The organism is Ancylobacter crimeensis (genome assembly GCF_023016805.1).
Classification (GTDB): Bacteria; Pseudomonadota; Alphaproteobacteria; order Rhizobiales; family Xanthobacteraceae; genus Ancylobacter; species Ancylobacter crimeensis.
The window spans coordinates 228,263-248,589 of sequence record NZ_JALKCH010000007.1 but is presented as its reverse complement, the minus strand read 5'-3'; the positions used below and the strand labels follow the sequence as shown (position 1 = coordinate 248,589).

The 20,327-nt window shown below is 65.5% G+C and carries 15 protein-coding genes; 5 read left to right on the top strand and 10 right to left on the bottom strand.

Translation table 11 applies throughout. The features are described from left to right. Nucleotides 1-156: 156 nt before the first annotated feature. On the top strand, nt 157-1,053 hold the full coding sequence (bla, locus tag MWN34_RS12850; RefSeq protein WP_247029687.1) for a class A beta-lactamase: 897 nt from the start codon (nt 157-159) through the stop codon (nt 1,051-1,053). 18 nt (nt 1,054-1,071) lie between these two features. Here bla and ntrX read toward each other — a convergent pair whose 3' ends face one another. The 6 genes from ntrX to dusB all read right to left on the bottom strand — a co-directional run bounded on the left by ntrX (nt 1,072) and on the right by dusB (nt 9,707). After that, nucleotides 1,072-2,439 (bottom strand): nitrogen assimilation response regulator NtrX, encoded by a 1,368-nt coding sequence (gene ntrX / locus MWN34_RS12845; protein ID WP_247029686.1) that lies wholly within the window; start codon nt 2,437-2,439, stop codon nt 1,072-1,074. 13 nt (nt 2,440-2,452) lie between these two features. Next, nucleotides 2,453-4,738, bottom strand: coding sequence for a sensor histidine kinase NtrY-like (locus MWN34_RS12840; protein ID WP_247029685.1), 2,286 nt, complete (start codon nt 4,736-4,738; stop codon nt 2,453-2,455). A gap of 173 nt (nt 4,739-4,911) precedes the next feature. Continuing rightward, nucleotides 4,912-6,045, bottom strand: coding sequence for an acyltransferase family protein (locus MWN34_RS12835; RefSeq protein ID WP_247029684.1), 1,134 nt, complete (start codon nt 6,043-6,045; stop codon nt 4,912-4,914). A 49-nt stretch (nt 6,046-6,094) separates the two neighbouring features. Next, nucleotides 6,095-7,540: a nitrogen regulation protein NR(I) gene (ntrC, locus tag MWN34_RS12830; RefSeq protein WP_247029683.1), complete on the bottom strand. Its 1,446-nt coding sequence runs from the start codon at nt 7,538-7,540 to the stop codon at nt 6,095-6,097. Between the two features lie 8 nt (nt 7,541-7,548). Beyond that, complete coding sequence (locus tag MWN34_RS12825; protein ID WP_247029682.1) at nt 7,549-8,682, bottom strand: two-component system sensor histidine kinase NtrB; 1,134 nt, start codon at nt 8,680-8,682, stop codon at nt 7,549-7,551. Next, nucleotides 8,679-9,707 carry a tRNA dihydrouridine synthase DusB gene (gene dusB, locus MWN34_RS12820; RefSeq protein WP_281502993.1) on the bottom strand — a complete coding sequence of 343 codons (1,029 nt, stop codon included), beginning with the start codon at nt 9,705-9,707 and terminating at the stop codon, nt 8,679-8,681. Before dusB ends, MWN34_RS12825 begins: the two co-directional genes overlap by 4 nt. A gap of 318 nt (nt 9,708-10,025) precedes the next feature. On the opposite strand from dusB, the gene MWN34_RS12815 reads away from it, so the two are divergent. Together MWN34_RS12815 and MWN34_RS12810 are read left to right on the top strand one after the other, a co-directional pair. Next, on the top strand, nt 10,026-11,192 hold the full coding sequence (locus MWN34_RS12815) for a bifunctional 2-C-methyl-D-erythritol 4-phosphate cytidylyltransferase/2-C-methyl-D-erythritol 2,4-cyclodiphosphate synthase (protein WP_425532108.1): 1,167 nt from the start codon (nt 10,026-10,028) through the stop codon (nt 11,190-11,192). A gap of 9 nt (nt 11,193-11,201) precedes the next feature. Next, the gene (locus MWN34_RS12810) at nt 11,202-11,690 is read left to right on the top strand and encodes a CinA family protein (RefSeq protein ID WP_247029680.1); all 489 of its coding nucleotides are present in this window, start codon (nt 11,202-11,204) and stop codon (nt 11,688-11,690) included. 2 nt (nt 11,691-11,692) lie between these two features. Here MWN34_RS12810 and MWN34_RS12805 read toward each other — a convergent pair whose 3' ends face one another. The 3 genes from MWN34_RS12805 to MWN34_RS12795 all read right to left on the bottom strand — a co-directional run bounded on the left by MWN34_RS12805 (nt 11,693) and on the right by MWN34_RS12795 (nt 14,162). After that, nucleotides 11,693-12,178 carry a type II toxin-antitoxin system RatA family toxin gene (locus MWN34_RS12805; protein ID WP_247029679.1) on the bottom strand — a complete coding sequence of 162 codons (486 nt, stop codon included), beginning with the start codon at nt 12,176-12,178 and terminating at the stop codon, nt 11,693-11,695. A 4-nt stretch (nt 12,179-12,182) separates the two neighbouring features. Continuing rightward, on the bottom strand, nt 12,183-13,193 hold the full coding sequence (lipA, locus tag MWN34_RS12800; RefSeq protein WP_247029678.1) for a lipoyl synthase: 1,011 nt from the start codon (nt 13,191-13,193) through the stop codon (nt 12,183-12,185). A gap of 183 nt (nt 13,194-13,376) precedes the next feature. Then, on the bottom strand, nt 13,377-14,162 hold the full coding sequence (locus MWN34_RS12795; RefSeq protein ID WP_247029677.1) for an invasion associated locus B family protein: 786 nt from the start codon (nt 14,160-14,162) through the stop codon (nt 13,377-13,379). 359 nt (nt 14,163-14,521) lie between these two features. On the opposite strand from MWN34_RS12795, the gene MWN34_RS12790 reads away from it, so the two are divergent. After that, entirely contained in the window at nt 14,522-16,219 is a 1,698-nt protein-coding gene (locus MWN34_RS12790) for an extracellular solute-binding protein (RefSeq protein WP_425532107.1), read from the top strand. A 155-nt stretch (nt 16,220-16,374) separates the two neighbouring features. Next, the gene (locus MWN34_RS12785; RefSeq protein ID WP_247029675.1) at nt 16,375-16,719 is read left to right on the top strand and encodes a hypothetical protein; all 345 of its coding nucleotides are present in this window, start codon (nt 16,375-16,377) and stop codon (nt 16,717-16,719) included. Nucleotides 16,720-16,799: 80 nt separating this feature from the next. Here the strand turns inward: MWN34_RS12785 and mfd are convergent, their stop codons facing one another. Next, nucleotides 16,800-20,318: a transcription-repair coupling factor gene (gene mfd, locus MWN34_RS12780; protein WP_247029674.1), complete on the bottom strand. Its 3,519-nt coding sequence runs from the start codon at nt 20,316-20,318 to the stop codon at nt 16,800-16,802. Nucleotides 20,319-20,327: the final 9 nt, after the last annotated feature.

The following is a 20,327-nucleotide window of genomic DNA, read 5'->3' as shown; positions in this document are numbered from 1 at the left end:
TTTGAATACCGACGCGGCAATGGAGAGGAAGAGCTGGGGCAGCAGCAATTTCCGCAGGCATATGTGAGCGCGGAGCGGCCCGAACTCCGCCCGATTTGCGCCGTCTATCATCGCGCAACATCGTCGCGACGCATCCGGAACGCTGGGGGACCTATCATGAACGAGCAGCCGATGATCCGGCGGCGAGGCCTTCTGCATGTTGCGTTGGCGGCGATCATGGTGCCCGCTGCGATGAATTCCCGCGTTCTTGCGAAAGCCGGCGAGCCATTCGCTGCCGATCTCGCCGGGCTCGAGGCCGGCATGCGGGGCGCGCGGCTCGGCGTCTGTGTGCTCGACGCGGCGGGCGTGAAGGCGACAGGCCATCGGATGGACGAGCGGTTCCCGATGTGCAGCACCTTCAAGCTGCTGGTCGCCGGTGCAACGCTGGCACGGGTGGATCGCGGCGAGGAGAAGCTGGAAAATCACGTCGCCTTTGGAGAGGCGGACCTCGTTCCCTATTCGCCGATTACCGGATCGAAGCAGGGCGTCGGCCTTGATATCGAAACGCTTTGCCTGGCCGCGGTGACAGCGAGCGACAATACGGCCGCCAATCTCCTGCTCGCCCGTCTCGGTGGCCCGGCGGGATTGACGGCCTGGTTGCGAACGATCGGCGACAACGTGACCCGGCTCGATCGGATCGAGCCGGCGTTGAACGCGGCCGCGCCGGGCGACAAGCGCGACACCACGACGCCCCGGGCCATGACGCAGACCATCCGCCGGCTTCTGCTGGGAGATGTGCTGTCGACCACGTCGCGCGAGCACCTCACAGATTGGCTAGTGCACAACACCACCGGCGGCGCAAAGCTGCGGGCCGGGCTGCCGGTCGGCTGGCGGATCGGTGAGAAGACCGGCGCGGGCAGCCATGGCACCAGCAACGACACCGGTATCGTCTGGCCTCCGCAGGGTATGCCGCTTTTCGTCGCCTCCTATCTCACCGGCTCACGCGCCGATCGCGGCGCGCAGGATGCGCTGCATGCGAAGGTGGGCGTGTTGATCGCGGCCCATTTCGGCTGAGACGGCAGGCGCCGGGAATCAGCCGATCCCCAACGCCTTCAGCTTGCGATGGAGCGCCGAGCGCTCCATGCCGACGAACTCCGCCGTGCGCGAGATATTGCCGCCGAAACGGCTGATCTGCGCCACGAGATATTCGCGCTCGAACACTTCGCGCGCCTCTCGCAGCGGCAGTCCCATCAGATGCTCGCCGCCGCTGCCGGTCGGCAGGCTCGGCACCAGCGAGCCGACATCCGGCGGCAGCATGGAGGCGGTAACAGCGGCATCGGGATCGCCGGTCGCAAGGATCAGCAGTCGCTCGATATTGTTACGCAACTGGCGGACATTGCCCGGCCAATCGTGCGACTGCAGGACGGCAAGCGCATCGTCCGCAATGCGCCGGCGCGGCAGGCCGGTGCCCTGCGAGATCTGATCAAGGAAATAATCAACAAGTCCCGGCACGTCGTCGCGCCGCTCGGCGAGAGGGGGCACGCGGATCGGCACCACGCCGAGGCGATGGTAAAGGTCCTCACGGAAGCGGCCTTCGGCGATCTCATTTTCTAGATTGCGCGCGGTCGAAGAGATGATGCGCACATCCACAGAAACCCGCGTGGTGCCGCCGACCCGCAGGAAATTCTGGTCGACGAGAACGCGAAGGATGCGGTTCTGCGTCTCGCGCGGCATGTCGGCGACTTCGTCGATGAAGAGCGTGCCGCCATGCGCCTCTTCCAGCGCGCCGACATGCCGGCCCTCTCCATTCGTGCCCTCGGTGCCGAAGAGCTCGACTTCCATGCGTTCGGGCGTGATGGCGGCAGCGTTGATGACGATGAAAGGTCCGTTGGCGCGGCTCGAGGCGGAGTGGATGATGCGCGCCGTGAGTTCCTTGCCGGAGCCGGAGGGGCCGACGATGAGGATGCGGCTGTTGGTCGGCGCGACCTTGTCCAGCGTCTGTCGAAGCTGGTTCATCACGGTCGAACGGCCGACCAGCTTCTGCGCGATCGGCGCGCGCTGCTTCAGGTCGCGAACCTCGCGCTTCAGCCGCAGGGTCTCCAGCGCGCGATTGGCGACCAGGATCAGACGATCGGAATTGAATGGCTTCTCGATGAAGTCGTACGCACCCTGCTTGATCGCCGCAACGGCCGTCTCGATCGTGCCGTGACCCGAGATCATCACCACCGGCACATCCGGGTGGTTGCGCTTGATCGCTTCGAGCAGTTGGAGGCCGTCGAGGCGCGAGCGCTCAAGCCAGATGTCGAGGAAGATGAGGTTCGGGCGCCGCGATTCGATCGCGGCGAGCGCTTCGTCGCTGTCCTTGGCGGTACGCGCGCCATAACCCTCGTCCTCCAGGATGCCGGCCACCAGCCCGCGGATGTCGGCCTCGTCGTCGACGATGAGGATATCGGTCGCCATGAGTCCGTCTCTCCTATTCGGTCCGGGCCGCCTGGGGCCCACGTTCATTGGTCGTTGAAACGCCCGACGGTCCACCGTCGAGGGCGAGGGTCAGGCGAACCCAGGCCCCCCTGCCCTCCGGCGCGTCGTCGAGTTCGATACCGCCGCCATGCTCTTCCATGATCTTGCCGACGATGGCGAGGCCGAGCCCCGTGCCCTTCTCGCGCGTCGTCACATAGGGTTCGAGCAGGCGCGCCCGGTTTTCCACGGGAAGACCCTTGCCGTTGTCGATGACATCGATGGTCGCTGTGCCACCCTGCCCGGCCTTGCCTTCTGCGCGCAGCCGCACGCGAATCTGCGCGGGTGCCGTCATCTCTTCCGGCGGGACGGCGCCGATGGCTTCCGTTGCGTTCTTGATGATGTTGGTGAGGGCCTGAGAGATCAGCCGCCGGTCGAACCTTGCTTCGACCGGCGCATCCGGCAGCTCGCAGTCGAGCTTCACATCGGGATTGCCGACCCGCATGAGGAATACGACCTGCCGCACCGTCTCGGCGAGATCCTGCTGCTCGGCGACGGGCTTGGGCATGCGGGCAAAGGAGGAGAACTCGTCCACCATGCGCCCGATATCCCCGACCTGGCGGATGATCGTGTCGGTGCACTGGTCGAAGACCTCACGGTCCTCCCCGATCACCTTGCCGTAGCGCCGGCGAAGCCGCTCCGCGGAGAGCTGGATAGGGGTCAGCGGATTCTTGATCTCATGGGCGATGCGCCGCGCCACGTCGGCCCAGGCCGAGGAGCGCTGTGCCACCACCAGCTCGGTGATGTCGTCCAGCGTCACCACGAACCCGCTGTCGCCTTCGCGCGACTGTTCCGTCGTGAAGCGTACGGCCAACATTCGGTCGCGACCGTTGCGGTTGACCGTCACATTGCCCTGCGGGGAACGCTGGCTGTGCTCCAGCGCCTCGGCGATGAGCGTGCCGATTTCGGGAATCACGACCGCGAGCTCCTGCCCCAGTGCATCTTCTTCCGCGATGCCCAGCAGGCGTTCGGCAGGCCGGTTGATGATTGAAATGCGACCTGCCGTGTCCATGCCGATGACGCCGGCGCCGACGCCCGACAGCACGGCTTCCGTGAAGCGCCGGCGGCTGTCGATCTGGTCGCGCGCCTTGACGATGTCGTCGCGCTGGGTTCGCAGTTCCTGCGTCATCTTGTTGAACGTTTCGGCAAGGCTGGAGAGATCGCCCTCCGAACGCCGCACGGGCACTTCGACATAAAGATTGCCGGCCGCCACGAGATCGGCCGCGCCGATCAGCCGACGGATCGGCGAAACGAGCCGATTGGCGAAGTGAATGCCGAGCCACACCGCCGACAGCAGCACGGTGAGCGAGATCACCGCATAGAGCACGGCGAAGGCCACCTGCACGCCGATGCGCTGCTGTTCGAGGCTGCTGTAATCCGCGACCGCGGCCCGCGTCTCGTTCAGATAGCGGATGACTTTCGGGTCGATGGGACGGGCGACATACAGATAGAGGTTGCCGTCGCCGAAATCCTTCAGCGGGATCACCGCTCCAACGAAGTCCGCCTCGTTGGGCAGATAGACCAGCGGTTGCTCCTCCGTGGCGTCCTTGAGGGCCAGATTGGATGGCACCACGAATTCGCGTCCCACCCGGATCGTGGCGCGGTCGACGACGGTGAGATCCTTCTGGATCACCATGGCGGCGGGCAGTCCGCGCAAGGCGGCCTGTGCCGTCATCGCCTGGCGAAAGCGGCTGCGGTCCTGATCCCAGAGCGAACGGATGCGCTGGAGATCGCGGGACATGGCGAGGATATCGCCGCGGATCGAATAGGCGTGCTCCCGCACATAGGTCTGCGCGACCGACACCGCATTGTCGACGATGGCGCGCGTGCGTACCGAGAACCAGCGATCGAGGCCTCGGTCCAGGGTGATGCTAGCGAGCAGCGCGACCAGGATCGCCGGGACCACGGCGACGACCCCGAACAGTGCGACGACCCGCACATGAAGGCGCGCGGCCGCTCTTCCGCGCCGCCGCGCCTTCACGATGCGCCAGATCTCGCGCCCGATGATCACGACCAACATCAATGACATCACGCCATTGATGGTGAGGACCGTGATGACGACTTCCTGCGAGGGCACCAGCGGGGTGATGCCCACCAGAACGATGAAGCTGACGAGCGCCATGACCAGCGCCAACAGCACCATGATGGGCGCCAGCATGCCCCACGCGGAAAACCGGAAGCCCGCCGCCCCGAAGTCGAGGGCGTCGCGCGATGTCCGGTCCGGTGTTTGGGTGTCGGCCATGCACCACCTTCATGAGACGGCGATTCGCTGCGAACCGCCTGACCTGATGCAGTGGAACGACACTGGTGCAAAAATGTGACATAGGCCAGTGGGGGGCCGCATTTTCCCGCGCTCATCCACGTGACTTGCGCGTGATCGCAACGTGAGACCGGGTGATGCGCAGCAGCTTTCCCTCACACCATGAGCGGGGTGTTCCCGAAGCGGGTCAGCAACTGATGGATCGCGGTGCGGGTCGGTGGCTCGACCCAGCGCGCCACGACGTAGCCCAGAGCAACTACCGATGCGATCGGCAGCAGCGGGATGAGCAGATGAGGCGTGAATGGAAAGGCGCGACCAATCTTCGTGATCATGGCCACCATCATGTTTTCGTGGACGAGGTAGAGCGGGTAACTGATGAAGCCGATGAACTGGAACGGCGAAAGGCAGAGCAGTTTCCCGATGGCAGGAATCAGTACGGCTCCCAGAAACACGAAAATGATGAAAAGGGACGCGCCGATCGGCTGCCCGCTGGCAAGGGCACCCAGCAGGCTGGACCCGAAAGCCGCAGCCAGAACGGCCCGTTTCCCGGTGCAGGTATATTCGAAGTAGAGCGCGCCGGCGAAAAACCAGATGAACTCGCCAAATCCGAGCGCGGCAACGCCGCGGGCCACGCTGTCCTCATATCTCACCAGTGCAGCGAAATGGAACAACCCGTCTGCATCCGTCAGCATGAGGACGGCGAGGGCGAGCAGATAGATGGCCAGCAGCGAGACGAGAGCGACGCGCCGGCCGAAAATGAAGAAGAGGGTGCCGAAGATCAGATAGAAGCGGACCTCGAGAAAGAGCGACCAGAACGCGCCCTCGATGGTATCCCCCGCAAAGAGACCCCCGGTCAGCACGCGGAGCGTTGCCGGGCTCAGAAAGGTGAGCCCCGGAATGACTTGCGTCAAATTCGGGGCTCCGGCAGGTCTTTCGGGAAAAAGAAATGCTGTTCCGATTATGATGAGCGAGCAGGCCAGCATCGCCGGGAATAACCGGATCCAGCGTTTGAACAAAAAACTCATGAAACTTCCGGATTTCTCCAGAGTCATGACAATGACAAAGCCGGATATGATGAAAAATAGTTGGACCCCGGTTATCCGGGTGTCAAATATCGCGTATTGCGCGAAGATGGACTTGTAGGGATAGCTGTCTGGCCAGCGTGCGAAGGCGTGGTACAGCACGACCATCGCAATCGCGAGGCCGCGCAGGCCGTCGATATATTCAAGGCGGTGCGGACGAGACGAAGGCGTACCTGCGCCCGTCCCGGCAAAGAAAGCATGCGTCATTGCGTACCCTACGGCTGATGGGAACCGACCCGGAGTACGCGTGACGCAACTATCTGCTGGTGCGGATTATCTGGATGTCCAGATCCCGAATTTTCTTCCGTAGCGTATTTCTATTGAGCCCCAGCAACTCCGCCGCCTTGATCTGGTTGCCCCGGGTGGCAGCCAGCGCAGCCGACAGAAGGGGATATTCTACGTCTTTCAGGATACGGTGATAGAGGCCCGGAGGAGGTAGTTGCTCACCAAAACCACCAAAATAAGTATTAAGGTGGCGCTCGACGGATGACGCCAAAGTTTCATCACCTCCACCCTCCTCGGGTGCCGAGGTGGCGACCGGAGTCGCGAGTTCTGCCTCGATGATCGAGGAGGTGATGATCTCCTGAGGATAGAGCGCCGCGAGGCGGCGGATCAGGTTTTCCAGCTCGCGTACATTGCCCGGCCAGCGATAGCGCTTGAGCCTGTCGAGCGCGGCGGCGTCGATCTGCTTGCGCGGCAGGCCTTCACGCTCTGCCTGCAGGAAGAAATGGCGCACGAGATCCGGCACATCCTCGGTGCGCTCCCGCAGCGGCGGCAGCCGCAGCGGCACCACATTGAGGCGGAAGAACAGATCCTCGCGGAACAGCCCCTGCTGGATCAGGATGCGCAGGTCCTTGTTGGTCGCGGCGACGATGCGTACGTCGGTCTTGATGGGCGTACGCCCGCCGACCGTGGTGTACTCGCCCTGCTGCAGCACACGCAGCAGGCGGGTTTGCGCCTCCATGGGCATGTCGCCGATCTCGTCGAGGAAAAGCGTGCCGCCCTCGGCCTGCTCGAAGCGGCCGGCGCTGCGCGAATTGGCGCCGGTGAAGGCGCCCTTCTCGTGGCCGAACAACTCGCTTTCGATGAGGTCGCGCGGGATTGCGGCCATGTTGATGGCGACGAAGGGTCCGTTCCGGCGCTTGCCATAGTCGTGCAGCGCGCGGGCGACGAGCTCCTTCCCGGTACCGGACTCGCCGGCGATCATCACGGTGAGGTCCGTCTGCATCAGGCGCGCGAGCACCCGGTAGATGTCTTGCATCGCCGGCGAACGGCCGACCAGCGGAATGGCGTCGGCATCCTCGCCATGGCCCTTCAGCGCGGCTTCCGGCTTCTTCGGTTCGGAGAGCGCACGCCCGACGATGGCGATCAGCTCCTTCAGGTCGAAAGGCTTCGGCAGATACTCATAAGCGCCCTTTTCCGACGCGCGGATCGCGGTCATGAAGGTGTTCTGCGCGCTCATCACGATGACCGGCAGGTCCGGGCGCACCTTCTTGATGCGAGGCAGCAGATCGAAGGCGTTCTCGTCCGGCATCACCACATCGGTGATGACGAGATCGCCGTCGCCCTGACTCACCCAGCGCCACAGGGTCGCTGCATTGCCGCAGGAACGAACCTCATAGCCGGCACGGGACAGCGCCTGGTTGAGGACCGTGCGGATCGCCGCGTCATCGTCGGCAACAAGAATGGAACCCGTCGGCATGGCGGCTCTCAGCTCTGCTCGGCGTCCGTGCGGGCGCCGCGATACATGGGCATCAGGACTCGGAAGGTGGTACGGCGTGGCTGGCTGTCGCACTCGATGATGCCGCCATGGTCGCCGACAATCTTGGCGACGAGGGCGAGGCCGAGGCCGGTGCCGGTAGGCTTGGTGGTGACGAAGGGGTCGAACAAATGGGGCATCAGGTCTTCGGGCACGCCGGGACCATTGTCCTTCACGCAGAATTCCAGCGGCAGGCTCACCCGCGCCGTCGAGCCGGGCACGGTGAGGCGCACGCCGGGGCGGAACGCGGTCGTCAGATGGATCTCGCCATCCGCCGCGTCACCCACCGACTCGGCCGCGTTCTTCACCAGATTGAGGAACACCTGGATAAGCTGATCGCGATTGGCCAGCACCGGCGGCAGCGAGGGGTCGTATTCCTCGACGAAGCGGATATGGCGGGCAAAGCCGGACGAAGCCAGCGTGCGGACATGCTCGAGCACCGCGTGGATATTCACCGGTTCCCGGTCCACCGGGCGTTCGTCGGAGAACACCTCCATGCGGTCGACCAGCTTCACGATGCGGTCGGCTTCATCCATGATGAGGCGAGTCAGCGAGCGGTCGTCGTCGCTGGCGGAGATCTCCAGGAGCTGCGCCGCCCCGCGTATGCCGGAGAGCGGGTTCTTGATCTCGTGCGCCAGCATGGAGGCCAGTGCCGTGACCGAACGTGCGGCGCCGCGATGGGTAAGCTGGCGGTCCATCTTGTCGGCGATGGTCCGCTCCTGAAGCATGATGACGACATGGCCGGGACATTCCGGCAGCGGCGCGACATGGATGTCGACGATACGCTCGCCGCCATTCCGCGGCGTGCCTAGGTCCACGCGATACTCGTTTACCGCCGCACCACGGGCGCGCACCTGCTCGATCAGCGCCAGCAGAGGGCTGCCGAAGGGCACGAACTCATGGAATTTGTGGCGCGCCAGTACCGCGAGGCCGACTTCGAAGAAGGCCTCGGCAGCGACATTGGCATCGACGATACGGTCGTCACCCGCCACCGTGATCACCGGATGCGGCAGGGCGTTGACGATGGCGTCGGTCAGCATCGCCTTGCTTCCATCTGCGGACCGCTCGGACTTCGCCGATCTCATGCTGCACATCTCCAGGACAGATCGTCGAAGGCGGTACGTATGCCATCGGTTACGAGGGCAGGGTCGTCGAGCATCAGCAGGCGGCTGCGCCAGGCATGCCCGTCGAGTGCCGGGCGGCCCGCACGGATCGCCGCCGCCTCCAGCGCCCAACCGATATGCTTGCGTGCCGTGCGCACGCCGAGGTCACGGCCATAGTGGCACAGCCAGCCATCATAGAGTTCCAGCAGCACGTCGCGCTGGGTGTCGAGGTCCGGGTCCGCAGGTGTGACGCCATCGGCCAGTCGCCGTGCCACCTGCCCCGGAAACCAGGGCCGACCCTGCGCACCGCGTCCGATCATGACGCCATCCGCGGCGGAGACTTCGAGCATGGCCGGTGCATCGTCCGCCATCGTCAGATCGCCATTGGCGATCACGGGAATGCTCACGGCTTCCTTCACCGCCCGGATCGCCGACCAGTTGGCGCTGCCGGTGTAAAACTGGCAACGGGTGCGGCCATGGATCGTGACCATGGCGATGCCGAGCGCCTCGGCACGACGGGCAAGCTCGGGCGCGACGAGCGCGGTGTCGTCCCAGGAGAGCCGCGTCTTCAGCGTCACCGGCACACGGACGGCGCCCACGACGGCGGCGAGGATTCGCGTCGCCAGATCGAGGTCGCGCAGCAGGGCCGAACCGGCGAGGCCAGTGGTTACACGCTTGGCGGGGCAACCCATGTTGATGTCGATGATGGCAGCACCCGCGCCTTCCACATGGCGCGCCGCCTCTGCCATCGCTATCGGTTCGTTGCCAGCGAGCTGGACGGCATGGACGGCGATCCCCTCGCCTTCCGCCCGCACCACCGTCTCGGCATGGCCGCGTGTCAACGCGTCGCTTGCCACCATTTCGGAGACGACGAGACCGGCGCCGAAGCGTTGCGCCATGCGCCGAAACGGAGCGTCCGTAATGCCCGCCATCGGCGCAAGCAGCACCGGGTTCGGCAGCCTCACGGTTCCAATGCCAAAAGATGTGTCGGCGGCAGGTCGGATCAAGCTGTGATCACTCGGTGCACATTAAATAAGCCCGGATGGGCGTGCTCATATAATAGCCATCGGCCACCCGCATCAACCCCCCACTTATGCGAAGACGTCATCCCGCTGCATGCGAGACATGCCGTTTCGCGCAAAAGGCGGGCGATATGAGGCATGCCGCGGCAAAATGCGACATTCGACGGCTGGAGGGCCTGCGGGCAACACGAGGAGCTATCGCGCCATTTTGCTTTTGCGCTAAACGGTGACCAAGGGCAAGACGCGCCGCCACCCGGCAGGACCGTCCACCCGTGTCAAAAGAATGATCCGCGGACGATGTGCATGACGACGGATGTAGTGGTGGTGGCGGCGGGACGCGGGCTGCGGGCGGGAGCGGGCGTGCCGAAGCAGCTTCGTGCCGTAGGTGGCAAGCCGCTGCTGCGACGGACCGTGGAATGTTTTTCTGCCGATCCCCGCATCCGTCGTATCCGTGTGGTCATCCACCAGAACGACGAAGCGGCATGCACCGAGGCGCTTGCCGGCCTGCCGGGAGAGATTGCCTTCTGTACGGGCGGAGAGACGCGGCAGGCCTCCGTCAAGGCGGGCCTCGAGGCCATTGCGGGCGATGCGCCGGATCTCGTTCTGATCCACGACGCGGCACGGCCTTTTCTCACCGCCGAACTCGTCGGCCGGGCGATCGAGGCGGCGGCTTCTCACGGCGCCGCGGTACCGGCGCTGACCCTCACTGACACCGTCAAGGCCCACGCCGGGAACGGCACGCTGTCGGCAGGCCCCGATCGCGAGGGCCTGCGCCGCGTGCAGACGCCGCAGGCCTTCCGCTTTCCTCTTATCCTCGCCGCGCACCGCGCGCTTCACCGCAGCGATCTGACCGACGATGCCGCGGTGGCCGAGGCGGCCGGTCATCCGGTGTTCGCCTTTTCGGGGGAAGCGGCGAATGTGAAGATCACCACAGCGGAGGATTTCGTGGACGCCGAGCGCCAGATCGCCCTGACCCTCGCCGACGTGCGCTCGGCGACGGGCTATGACGTGCACGCCTTCGGCGCGGGCGACCACGTCATGCTCGGAGGCATCGCCATTCCCCACATCGCCGGCCTCGCCGGTCATTCGGATGCGGACGTCGTTCTTCATGCGCTGACCGACGCCGTGCTCGGCACGCTCGGCGACGGCGACATCGGCAGCCATTTCCCGCCCTCCGATCCGCAATGGAAGGGTGCGTCGTCGGATCGCTTCCTGGCACATGCCATCGCCCTGCTGCGCGCGCGGGGCGGAATCGTCGCCCATCTCGATTCGACCGTGGTGTGCGAAGCGCCCAAGATCGGCCCCCACCGCGAGGCCATGCGGGCCCGGATTGCCGAGATCGCCGGTATCCCGCCCAGCCGCGTCAGCGTGAAGGCGACCACCAGCGAGCGCCTCGGCTTCACCGGACGGCGCGAGGGCATTGCCGCGCTGGCGACCGCTACCGTACGCCTGCCATGGTGTGACGAATAGGAGAAGCGGATGGATCGCGAGATCGAAGCAGCGGCAAAGGGCGTACTGGCGCTCTGCCGGGCGCGTGGCTGGACCGCAGCGACGGCTGAATCCTGCACCGGGGGTCTGGTCTGCGGAGCGCTGACCGCGATCGCCGGCTCGTCCGACGTGGTGGATCGCGCCTTCGTCACCTATTCGAACGCCGCCAAGGTCGCCGTCCTCGGAGTCAGCGAGGCGACGCTCGACGCCCATGGTGCGGTGAGTCCCCAGACCGCACGCGAGATGGTGGCCGGCCTGCTCGCCGTGGCCGGCACCTCGATCGGAGTGTCGGTCACAGGCATAGCAGGACCTGGCGGGGGAAGCGCGGAAAAGCCGGTGGGCCTCGTGCATTTTGCCGCGCAGCGGCGCGACGGACGGCTGATCGAGCGGCGCGAGGTCTTTGCCGGTCAGGACCGCGAGGGCGTGCGCCGCTCCTCCGTGCTGACCGCCCTGTCCATGCTGAAGGAACTGGCGCGCTGAACTCAGCCCGCGCTTGTGCCGACCCCGTAGACCACATCCGCCCGCTTCTCGAAGGCCTCGGCGAAGCGCCGGAAGGCAGCATCGAACATGGCGCCCATCAGCAGGCCGAGCGTACGCGAGCGGAACTCGTAGGAGATGAAGAAACCCACCTCGCAGAGCGGCGACGGGCTTCCGTCCTCTGCCGGCAGATCCCTGAACGACCAGCGGTTTTCCAGTCGGCTGAAGGGGCCGTCGAGATATTCTACCACGATGCTGAGGCGTGGCCGGTCCAGCGTGACGCGACTGGCGAAGGATTCGCGGAAAACCTTGTAGGCGACGGTCATGTCGGCCACGAGGATATCGACGCCATCACCGCTCGCCACCTTCCGGCGGACAGTCAGGCTTTCGCACAGCGGCACGAATTCGGGGTAGCGCTCGACATCGGCGACGAGGTCGAACATGTCGGCGGCGGTATGGCGCACCCGCCTGTTGTTGCGGAATGAGGGCATGGCGTCAGGCCGGCTGCCCCACGGGGCCGGGCACCGTTTTCGTCGGATGGCTCGCCGTAGATCCTGCTGTTCCGCGCTTCGCCTCGCGGGCCGCACGCAGCCGTGCGAAATCCTCGCCGGCATGGTGCGACGAACGGGTGAGCGGGCTCGACGACACCATCAGGAAGCCCTTGGCATAGGCGATCGCCTCGTAGGACTTGAACTCATCCGGGGTGACGAAGGCCTTCACCTCGTGGTGCTTGCGGGTGGGTTGCAGGTACTGGCCGATGGTCATGAAATCCACCTCCGCCGAGCGCAGGTCGTCCATCAGCTGCAGCACCTCGTTCCGCACCTCGCCGAGGCCGACCATGATGCCGGACTTGGTGAAGATCGAGTCGTCCAGCTCCTTCACCCGCTGCAGCACGCGCAGCGAATGGAAATAGCGCGCGCCCGGCCGCACGGTGAGATAGAGCGAGGGCACGCATTCCAGATTGTGATTGAACACATCCGGCCGCGCCTCGACCACGACCTCCAGAGCCCCCTCCTTGCGCAGGAAATCGGGGGTGAGCACCTCGATGGTGGTCGTCGGGTTGAGCGCACGGATGGCCCGGATGGTGCGGGCGAAATGTTCGGCGCCGCCATCCGCGAGGTCGTCGCGGTCCACCGACGTCACGACGACGTGTTCAAGGCCGAGCTTGGCCACCGCTTCGGCCACCTTCTGCGGTTCGTCCGGATCCAGCGCATTCGGCAGGCCGGTGCGCACATTGCAGAACGAGCAGGCGCGCGTGCAGGTGTCGCCCATGATCATGAAGGTGGCGTGCTTCTTCTGCCAGCACTCGCCAATATTCGGGCAGCTCGCCTCCTCGCACACCGTGACGAGGCCGTTCGCGCGGACGATCTTTGCGGTCTCGGCCCAGCCCGGCGTGCCGGGCGCGCGCACGCGAATCCAGTCCGGCTTGCGCAGAACCGGGGTCTCGGGCCGATTGGCCTTTTCCGGGTGACGGGGGCGGTTCAGCGTGTTGACGACGACGACCATGCAGGACCCGCTGGACGAAAAGAAGAGCGGCGACGTACCACCTGTCTTCACTTAGGCGCGAATGGCCGTGGAGGAAAGCCTCCACCGCGCGGGACGGCTGCCCGGCTGCCGCATGGCAAGCATGAAAAAGGGCGTCCGCGGCAGCGGACGCCCTTATCGCTATTCAGGCCGGACGCCTTGGCGTCACTGGGCCGGCGGGTTCTGCTTCAGCTTCTCGGCGCCGAGCTTCTCCAGCCCTTCCTTGGTTTTCTGTTCCATCTGCTGCTGCTCGGCCTGCACCTGCTGCTGGCGGGCACGCACCTGGTCCTGGATCTTCTGAACCTGGGCTTCGAACTGCTTCTGGTCGGTCTGCGGACCGTCATAGGTCTTGCCGAAATCGCCGAGGCCGATCGGGTAGGAGATCACGCGACCAACGGCATTGGCGACCTGCAGGGTCAGGCCGGGGGCCTTCTTCATGCGGTCGATGAAGGCGGCATCGACCTGGAGGTCGCCGCGGCAGACCTTGTCGTCGCACATCACGAAGGTGCCGGTCAGCGGCTGCTCGCCGGCGAGCGCGACGCGGAAGCCATTGCGTAGCAGGATGCCGGTCGGGAACGCGACCGTGAACATCTTCTTCGGGTCGTCCTTCACCTCGAACAGGCCGAAGCGCACGAGGAACTGCCCGGTATCGGCGATGATGGTCTGCTCCATGTTGCAGACCTGCTTCTTGATATTGGGATCATCCGCACAGCGCTTGATCCACGGAATCGCCACCGCGGGAATCTGCTGGGTCTGCGCGGCCTGGGCCGGCGCCGCGGGAGCGGCGGGCTGGGCGTTCTGCGCAGCGGGCTTCGCAGCAGGCTTGGCGGCAGGTTTCGCCGGGGCCGTCTGGGCGAATGCGCCGGTGGCGCCGCCGAGGAACGAGGCCACCGCAAGCGCGGCGACGAGCTTGGCCGCACTACGCGGCGCGAGAGACGAACGTCGGATCATTTCGTTGTCCTGTCGAGCAAACCGTCGGCACGCCGACGTCAGGCGGACGCCTAGGCGCCATCTCAGGTTGAGGGGTGTCTCACGACCAATTGAGGCAAGACCGTGGCCGTCGGAGAATTCCCTTGAGGCGTACATACTATCTCTGATTCGGACGGTCATGAGGCGTGACCGGGCCGGATCCGAGACGGAGATGCGCAAAGGTGGATATCACACGGCGGCATATCCTGTGCGCCGGGATCGCTGCGGCAGGGGTATCCGGGATGAGACCCCTCGTCGCAAGGGCCTCGGCCGCCACCCCGGACAGCGATGAAGGGATTCCTGCCGCAGCGTCCGCTGGCGGCCCGATGCACGGTCTGGCGATGCACGGCATGCCCCTCTACGAGGCCGGTTTCAGCCATTATCGAAGCGTCAACCCGGATGCGCCGCGGCGCGGGCGGCTGGTGCAGGGGGCGGTCGGCACCTTCGACAGCCTCAATCCCTTCATCGTGCGCGGAACGCCGCCACCCTTCATCCGCTGGAACATCGTCGAGAGCCTGATGGCGCGCTCGCCGGATGAGGCCTTCACCGTCTACGGCCTGCTTGCACGCTCGATCGAGACCGACGATGCCCGCAGCCATGTGACCTTCCAGCTCGACCCCGCCGCGCGCTTTTCCGACGGCACGCCGGTAAGCCCCGAGGACGTGCTCTTCTCCTACGAGCTTCTGCGCGCCAGGGGGCGGCCTAATCACCGCTCCTATTACGGAAAGGTTGCCCGCGCCGAGCAGATCGGTCCGCATGGCATTCGTTTCACGCTGGCACAGGAGGATCGCGAACTGCCTCTGATCCTCGCGCTGATGCCGGTTCTGTCGAAGCATGCGACCGATTGGAACAGCTTCGAGAACACCAGCTTCACGGCTCCCCTCGGCAGCGGCCCCTATGTGTGCGGCGAGGTGAAGCCGGGGGAAAGCGTCGTGCTCAGGCGCGCCCCGGATTATTGGGGGCGCGATTTAGCGGTGAATCGCGGGCTCTATAACTTCGACACCCTGCGCTACGATTTCTATCGCGACGTCAATGGCTTGTTCGAAGCCTTCAAGCGCGGGCTCTACGATATCCGGTTCGAAACGGACCCGGGTCGATGGAAGACGGGTTACGACATTCCCGCCCGGCGAGATGGGCGGATCGTGCTGGAGGATGTGGGCACGCAGACGCCGGCACCCTACTCCGCGCTCGTCTTCAACATGCGCCGTCCGGTTTTCGCGGACAATCGCGTGCGCCGGGCGATGGTCGAGCTGTTCGACTTCGAATGGATCAATCAGCAGCTCTATTTCGGCGTCTATACCCGCACGGCCAGCTTCTATGAGAATTCCGAACTCTCCGCCCGTAACCGTTCGGCCAGCGAAACCGAGCGCGCCTTGCTTGCACCGTTCCCCGACGCCGTGCTGCCCCCTGTGATGGAGGGCACCTGGCAGCCGCCGGTATCCGATGGATCGGGCCGGGACCGGGAGAGGCTGCGCACCGCGCTCGGCCTGCTCGATGCCGCGGGCTGGCATCTCGTCGACGGCGTGATGATCGACAAGAGGGATGGCGCACTGCTTCGCCCGGAACTTGTCGTCGGCACCAAGGATCAGGAACGGCTCGCTCTCGCCTATCAGCGCATGGTGAAACGCGCCGGCATCGATCTCGTCATCCGGCTCGTCGACAACGTGCAGTTCGAGACGCGCAAGCAGAACTACGACTACGACATCGTGCCCTATATCTGGGATCAGTCGCTGTCGCCCGGTAATGAGCAGGCCTTCTATTTCGGCTCGGAGGCGGCCGATCAACCGGGCACGCGGAACTTCATGGGCCTTCGGAACGCGGCTGCCGACGCGATGATCCGCGCTCTGCTCGCGGCGCGCGAGAGAGAGGATTTTATTGCCGCCGTCCGGGCTTTGGACCGCGTGCTCATCTCGGCGCAATTCTCGGTTCCCCTGTTCCACACGCCGGATCAATGGCTTGCACGCTGGACAAAGGTTGCCCGGCCACAGACGCCTTCTCTCTCCGGCACGCTCGCGGAGACATGGTGGGATGCGGAATGAGCCATGTGCCGCGGTTACACCCGGTGAAAAGCAGTTATCCCCGCCGCGTGGCGGCTGGACAGATCGGCTCGATTGGCCTCCTAAGAGAGGTGGACTGCCCGGACCGATATCCAGACAGTCCGCGACGTCCCGCTTTTCCCGCAGGAGGGATCCCGATGCGCTTCACCGCCCGTTTCATCGCCGCCGCCGTGCTGGTGGGTGCTGCCTTTGGCATGGGGCTCTCCCAGCCCGCGCGGGCGCAGGAATCCGTCACCGTCCATCCCAATCCTGAGAACGGCGTCACCACCACGGTGCAGCCGAATGGCGGCATGAAGATCGAGTTTCCGGCAAAGAACGACTCGAACTACCTGAACTACGGCCCATTGCCGGACGATCCCGGCGCGGACAAGAGCCAGGACTACATGAACCAGGCCGGCGGCGACGATCTGGAAAGCGTCGGCGACGGGATGGGGTCCGATTTCGACGCCGATCTTCTGCCCGACAGCGACAGCGCCCCCTGAGCCGTGCGGCTTGGGTATACCGACCGGACCGCCCCCGCCAGCGGACTTCCCTCCGTTTGCATCCGTCCTGAAGGCTGTTTTCAGGCCGCCCGGGCTCCCTGCCCGGCGATCTTCGCCAGCTCGCGCAGGATGGCGACCGTGCCTTTCAGCCGGGCACCGGCGGTCGGCCAGTCGTCCGAGAAGACGACCTTCAAATCCGGGCGCATCTTCGCCACCACATGCGGCTTGCCGATATAGGCGACGAAACCGGCCGGGTTCGGGAACTTGTTGTCGCGGAAGGTAATGACCATGCCGCGCGGCCCGGCATCGACCTTCTCGATATTGGCGCGGCGGCACAGCGCCTTGATGGCGACCAGCTTCATGAGGTGCTCCACCTCTTCGGGCAGGGTTCCGAAGCGGTCCACCATCTCGGCGCCGATCTGCTCGATCTCCTGATCGGTCTCGATGTCGGCCAGCCGGCGATACAGCGTCAGCCGCACATGCAGGTCGGCGACATAGTCCTCAGGGATCAGCACCGGCATGCCGATCGAGATCTGCGGCGACCACTTCTCCGCGACCGGCGCCTCGATGCCGGCCTTCAGGTTGGCGATCGCCTCCTGCAGCATCTCCTGATAGAGTTCGTAGCCGACTTCCTTGATGTGGCCGGACTGCTCGTCGCCCAGAAGATTGCCGGCGCCCCGAATGTCGAGGTCATGGCTCGCGAGCTGGAAGCCGGCGCCCAGCGTGTCGAGTGACTGCAGCACCTTGAGCCGGCGATCAGCCTGCGCGGTGATCGCCTTTTCGGTCGGCACGGTGAAGATCGCATAGGCGCGCGTCTTGGAGCGCCCCACCCGCCCGCGCAGCTGGTAGAGCTGGGCCAGCCCGAACATGTCGGCCCGGTGGATGACGAGCGTATTGGCCGTCGGGATGTCGAGGCCCGATTCGACGATCGTGGTGGACAGCAGCACATCGAACTGCCCGTCATAGAAGGCGGACATGATCTCCTCGAGCTGCGTCGCCGCCATCTGACCATGAGCGACGGCGACCTTCACCTCCGGCACGTTCTTGTCGAGGAAGTCCTTCACCTCGGCGAGGTCCTCGATGCGCGGGCAGACATAGAAGCTCTGTCCTCCGCGATAGCGCTCGCGCAGCAGTGCTTCGCGCACGATCAGCGGGTCGAAGGGCGTCACGAAGGTGCGCACCGCAAGGCGGTCCACCGGCGGTGAGGCGATGATGGAGAGCTCGCGCACCCCGGTCATGGCGAGCTGCAGCGTGCGCGGAATCGGGGTCGCGGTGAGGGTAAGCACATGCACCTCGGCGCGGAGCTGCTTGAGCTTCTCCTTGTGGGCGACGCCGAAATGCTGCTCCTCGTCGATGATGACGAGGCCGAGATCCTTGAAGGAGATCGCCTTGCCGAGCACCGCATGGGTGCCGACCACGATGTCGACCGTGCCGTCGGCAAGCTTCTTTTTTGTCTCCGACAGTTCTTTGCCCGTCACGAGCCGCGAGGCCTGCCGCACTTCCACCGGCAGACCCTTGAAGCGTTCGGAGAAGGTCTTGAAATGCTGGCGGGCCAGCAGCGTTGTCGGCACCACGACAGCAACCTGCTTGCCGGAAAGCGCGACGGCGAAGGCAGCGCGCAGCGCCACCTCGGTCTTGCCGAAGCCGACATCACCGCAGACGAGACGGTCCATCGGATGGCCGGAACCGAGATCGTCGAACACCGCCTCGATGGCGGCCTCCTGGTCCTCGGTTTCCTCATAGGGGAAGCGGGCGCGGAACTCGTCATAAACGCCGGAGGCGGGCACGAGACGAGGCGCTTCGCGGAGCTGGCGTGCGGCCGCGACCTTGATGAGCTCGGCCGCCATCTCGCGGATGCGGCTGCGCATCTTCGCCTTGCGCGCCTGCCAGCCTCCACCACCGAGCCGGTCGAGCTGCGCCTCGGTGTCCTCCGAGCCGTAGCGGGAGAGCAGTTCGAGATTCTCCACCGGCAGGAAGAGCTTGGATCCTTCCGCATAGTGGATTTCGAGGCAGTCGTGGGGGGCACCCATCGCCTCGATTGCCTTCAGTCCGACGAAGCGCCCGATGCCGTGGTCGACATGCACCACGAGGTCGCCGGCGGTCAGCGAACCGAGTTCGGCGATTACGTCCTGCGGACGGCGCTGCTTGCGCTTGGGCCGCACGAGGCGGTCGCCGAGAATGTCCTGCTCGCCGATGACCGCGAGGCTGTCCGTTTCGAAGCCGCTTTCCACGCCCAGCACGGCGAGCGCGATGGCGCCTTTCGGCAGCGCATCGGCGGCATCGCGGGTGCCGACCGTCTGCGCGCCCTTGAGCCCATGGTCGGCCAGCACCGTCGCGAGGCGGTCGCGTGAACCGTCGGACCATGCAGCGAGGATGGTGCGCTTCTGCTTGGAGAGATCGCGCAGGTAGTTCGCCGCGGTCTCGAAGACGTTAGCCTCAGGGTCGGCGCGCTCCGGCGCGAAGCTGCGGGCGGCCCGGCCGTGCAGGTCCACCACTTCCCGGCCTTCCGGCACCGCGAAGGCGGTGAGCGTGATGCGCGATCGATCGGCGCGCCGCGTCTCCCATTCGTCGGCGGTCAGATAGAGCTGCGTCGGCGGCAGGGGACGATAGGGCGTGCCGTGGCCGCCCTGCTGCTCGAGCGCGTCCCGGCGTGCATCGTAATAATCGGCGATCTGGGCCAGCCGCTCGCGCGCGGCTTCCTCGACCTGCGCCTCCATCACCACCGGCGATCCCGCAGCGTAGTCGAAAAGGGTGTCGAGACCGTCATGGAACAGCGGCAGCCAGTGCTCCATGCCCGGATAGCGCCGACCCTCGCTCACCGCCTCATAGAGCAGGTCGCCGCGCTGGGCTGCGCCGAACTGCGCCACATAGGCCATGCGGAAGCGGCGCATGGTCTCGGTGGTAAGCTGGAGTTCGCTCATCGGCACCAGCTCCAGCGCGCGCATCTGCTGCGAGGTCCGCTGAGTGTCCGGATCGAAGGAACGAATGGATTCCAGCGTATCGCCGAAGAAATCGAGCCGCACCGGCGCCGGCAATCCCGGGGGGAACAGGTCCACAATGCCGCCGCGCACCGCATATTCGCCGGTGTCACGCACGGTGGAGGTGCGCTGGAAGCCGTTGATCTCGGCCCAGGCGACGATCTCCTCGATATCCAGCGCGTTACCGGGCGCGGCCGAGAAAGATTGCGTCGCGACCAACGCACGCTTCGGCACGCGCTGGAGCGCGGCATGCACGCTGGTGAGCAGGACGCTGCCGCCCTGGCGCCCACGCACGCGGGCGAGCCGCGCCAGCGTCGTCATGCGGCGCGCGATGATGTCCGCATGGGGCGAGGCCCGGTCATAGGGCAGGCAATCCCAGCCCGGCAGCGACAGCACTTCGACGGTTGGCGCGAAGAAGCCTATGGCACGTTCCATCTCGGCCATGCGGTCGGCATCGCGGCAGATCACCGTCAGCGTCGGCCACGGCGCATCGTCCCGTGCGGCGAGCGCGCGGGCGAGATCGGCGACGACCAACCCTTCCATGCCCGAGGGCACATTGGCGAGCGTGGTGGCGCGACCGGGAACGAGGCGGGAGACGAGTTGGGTCGGCGAAGTGGCCATCGGACATCC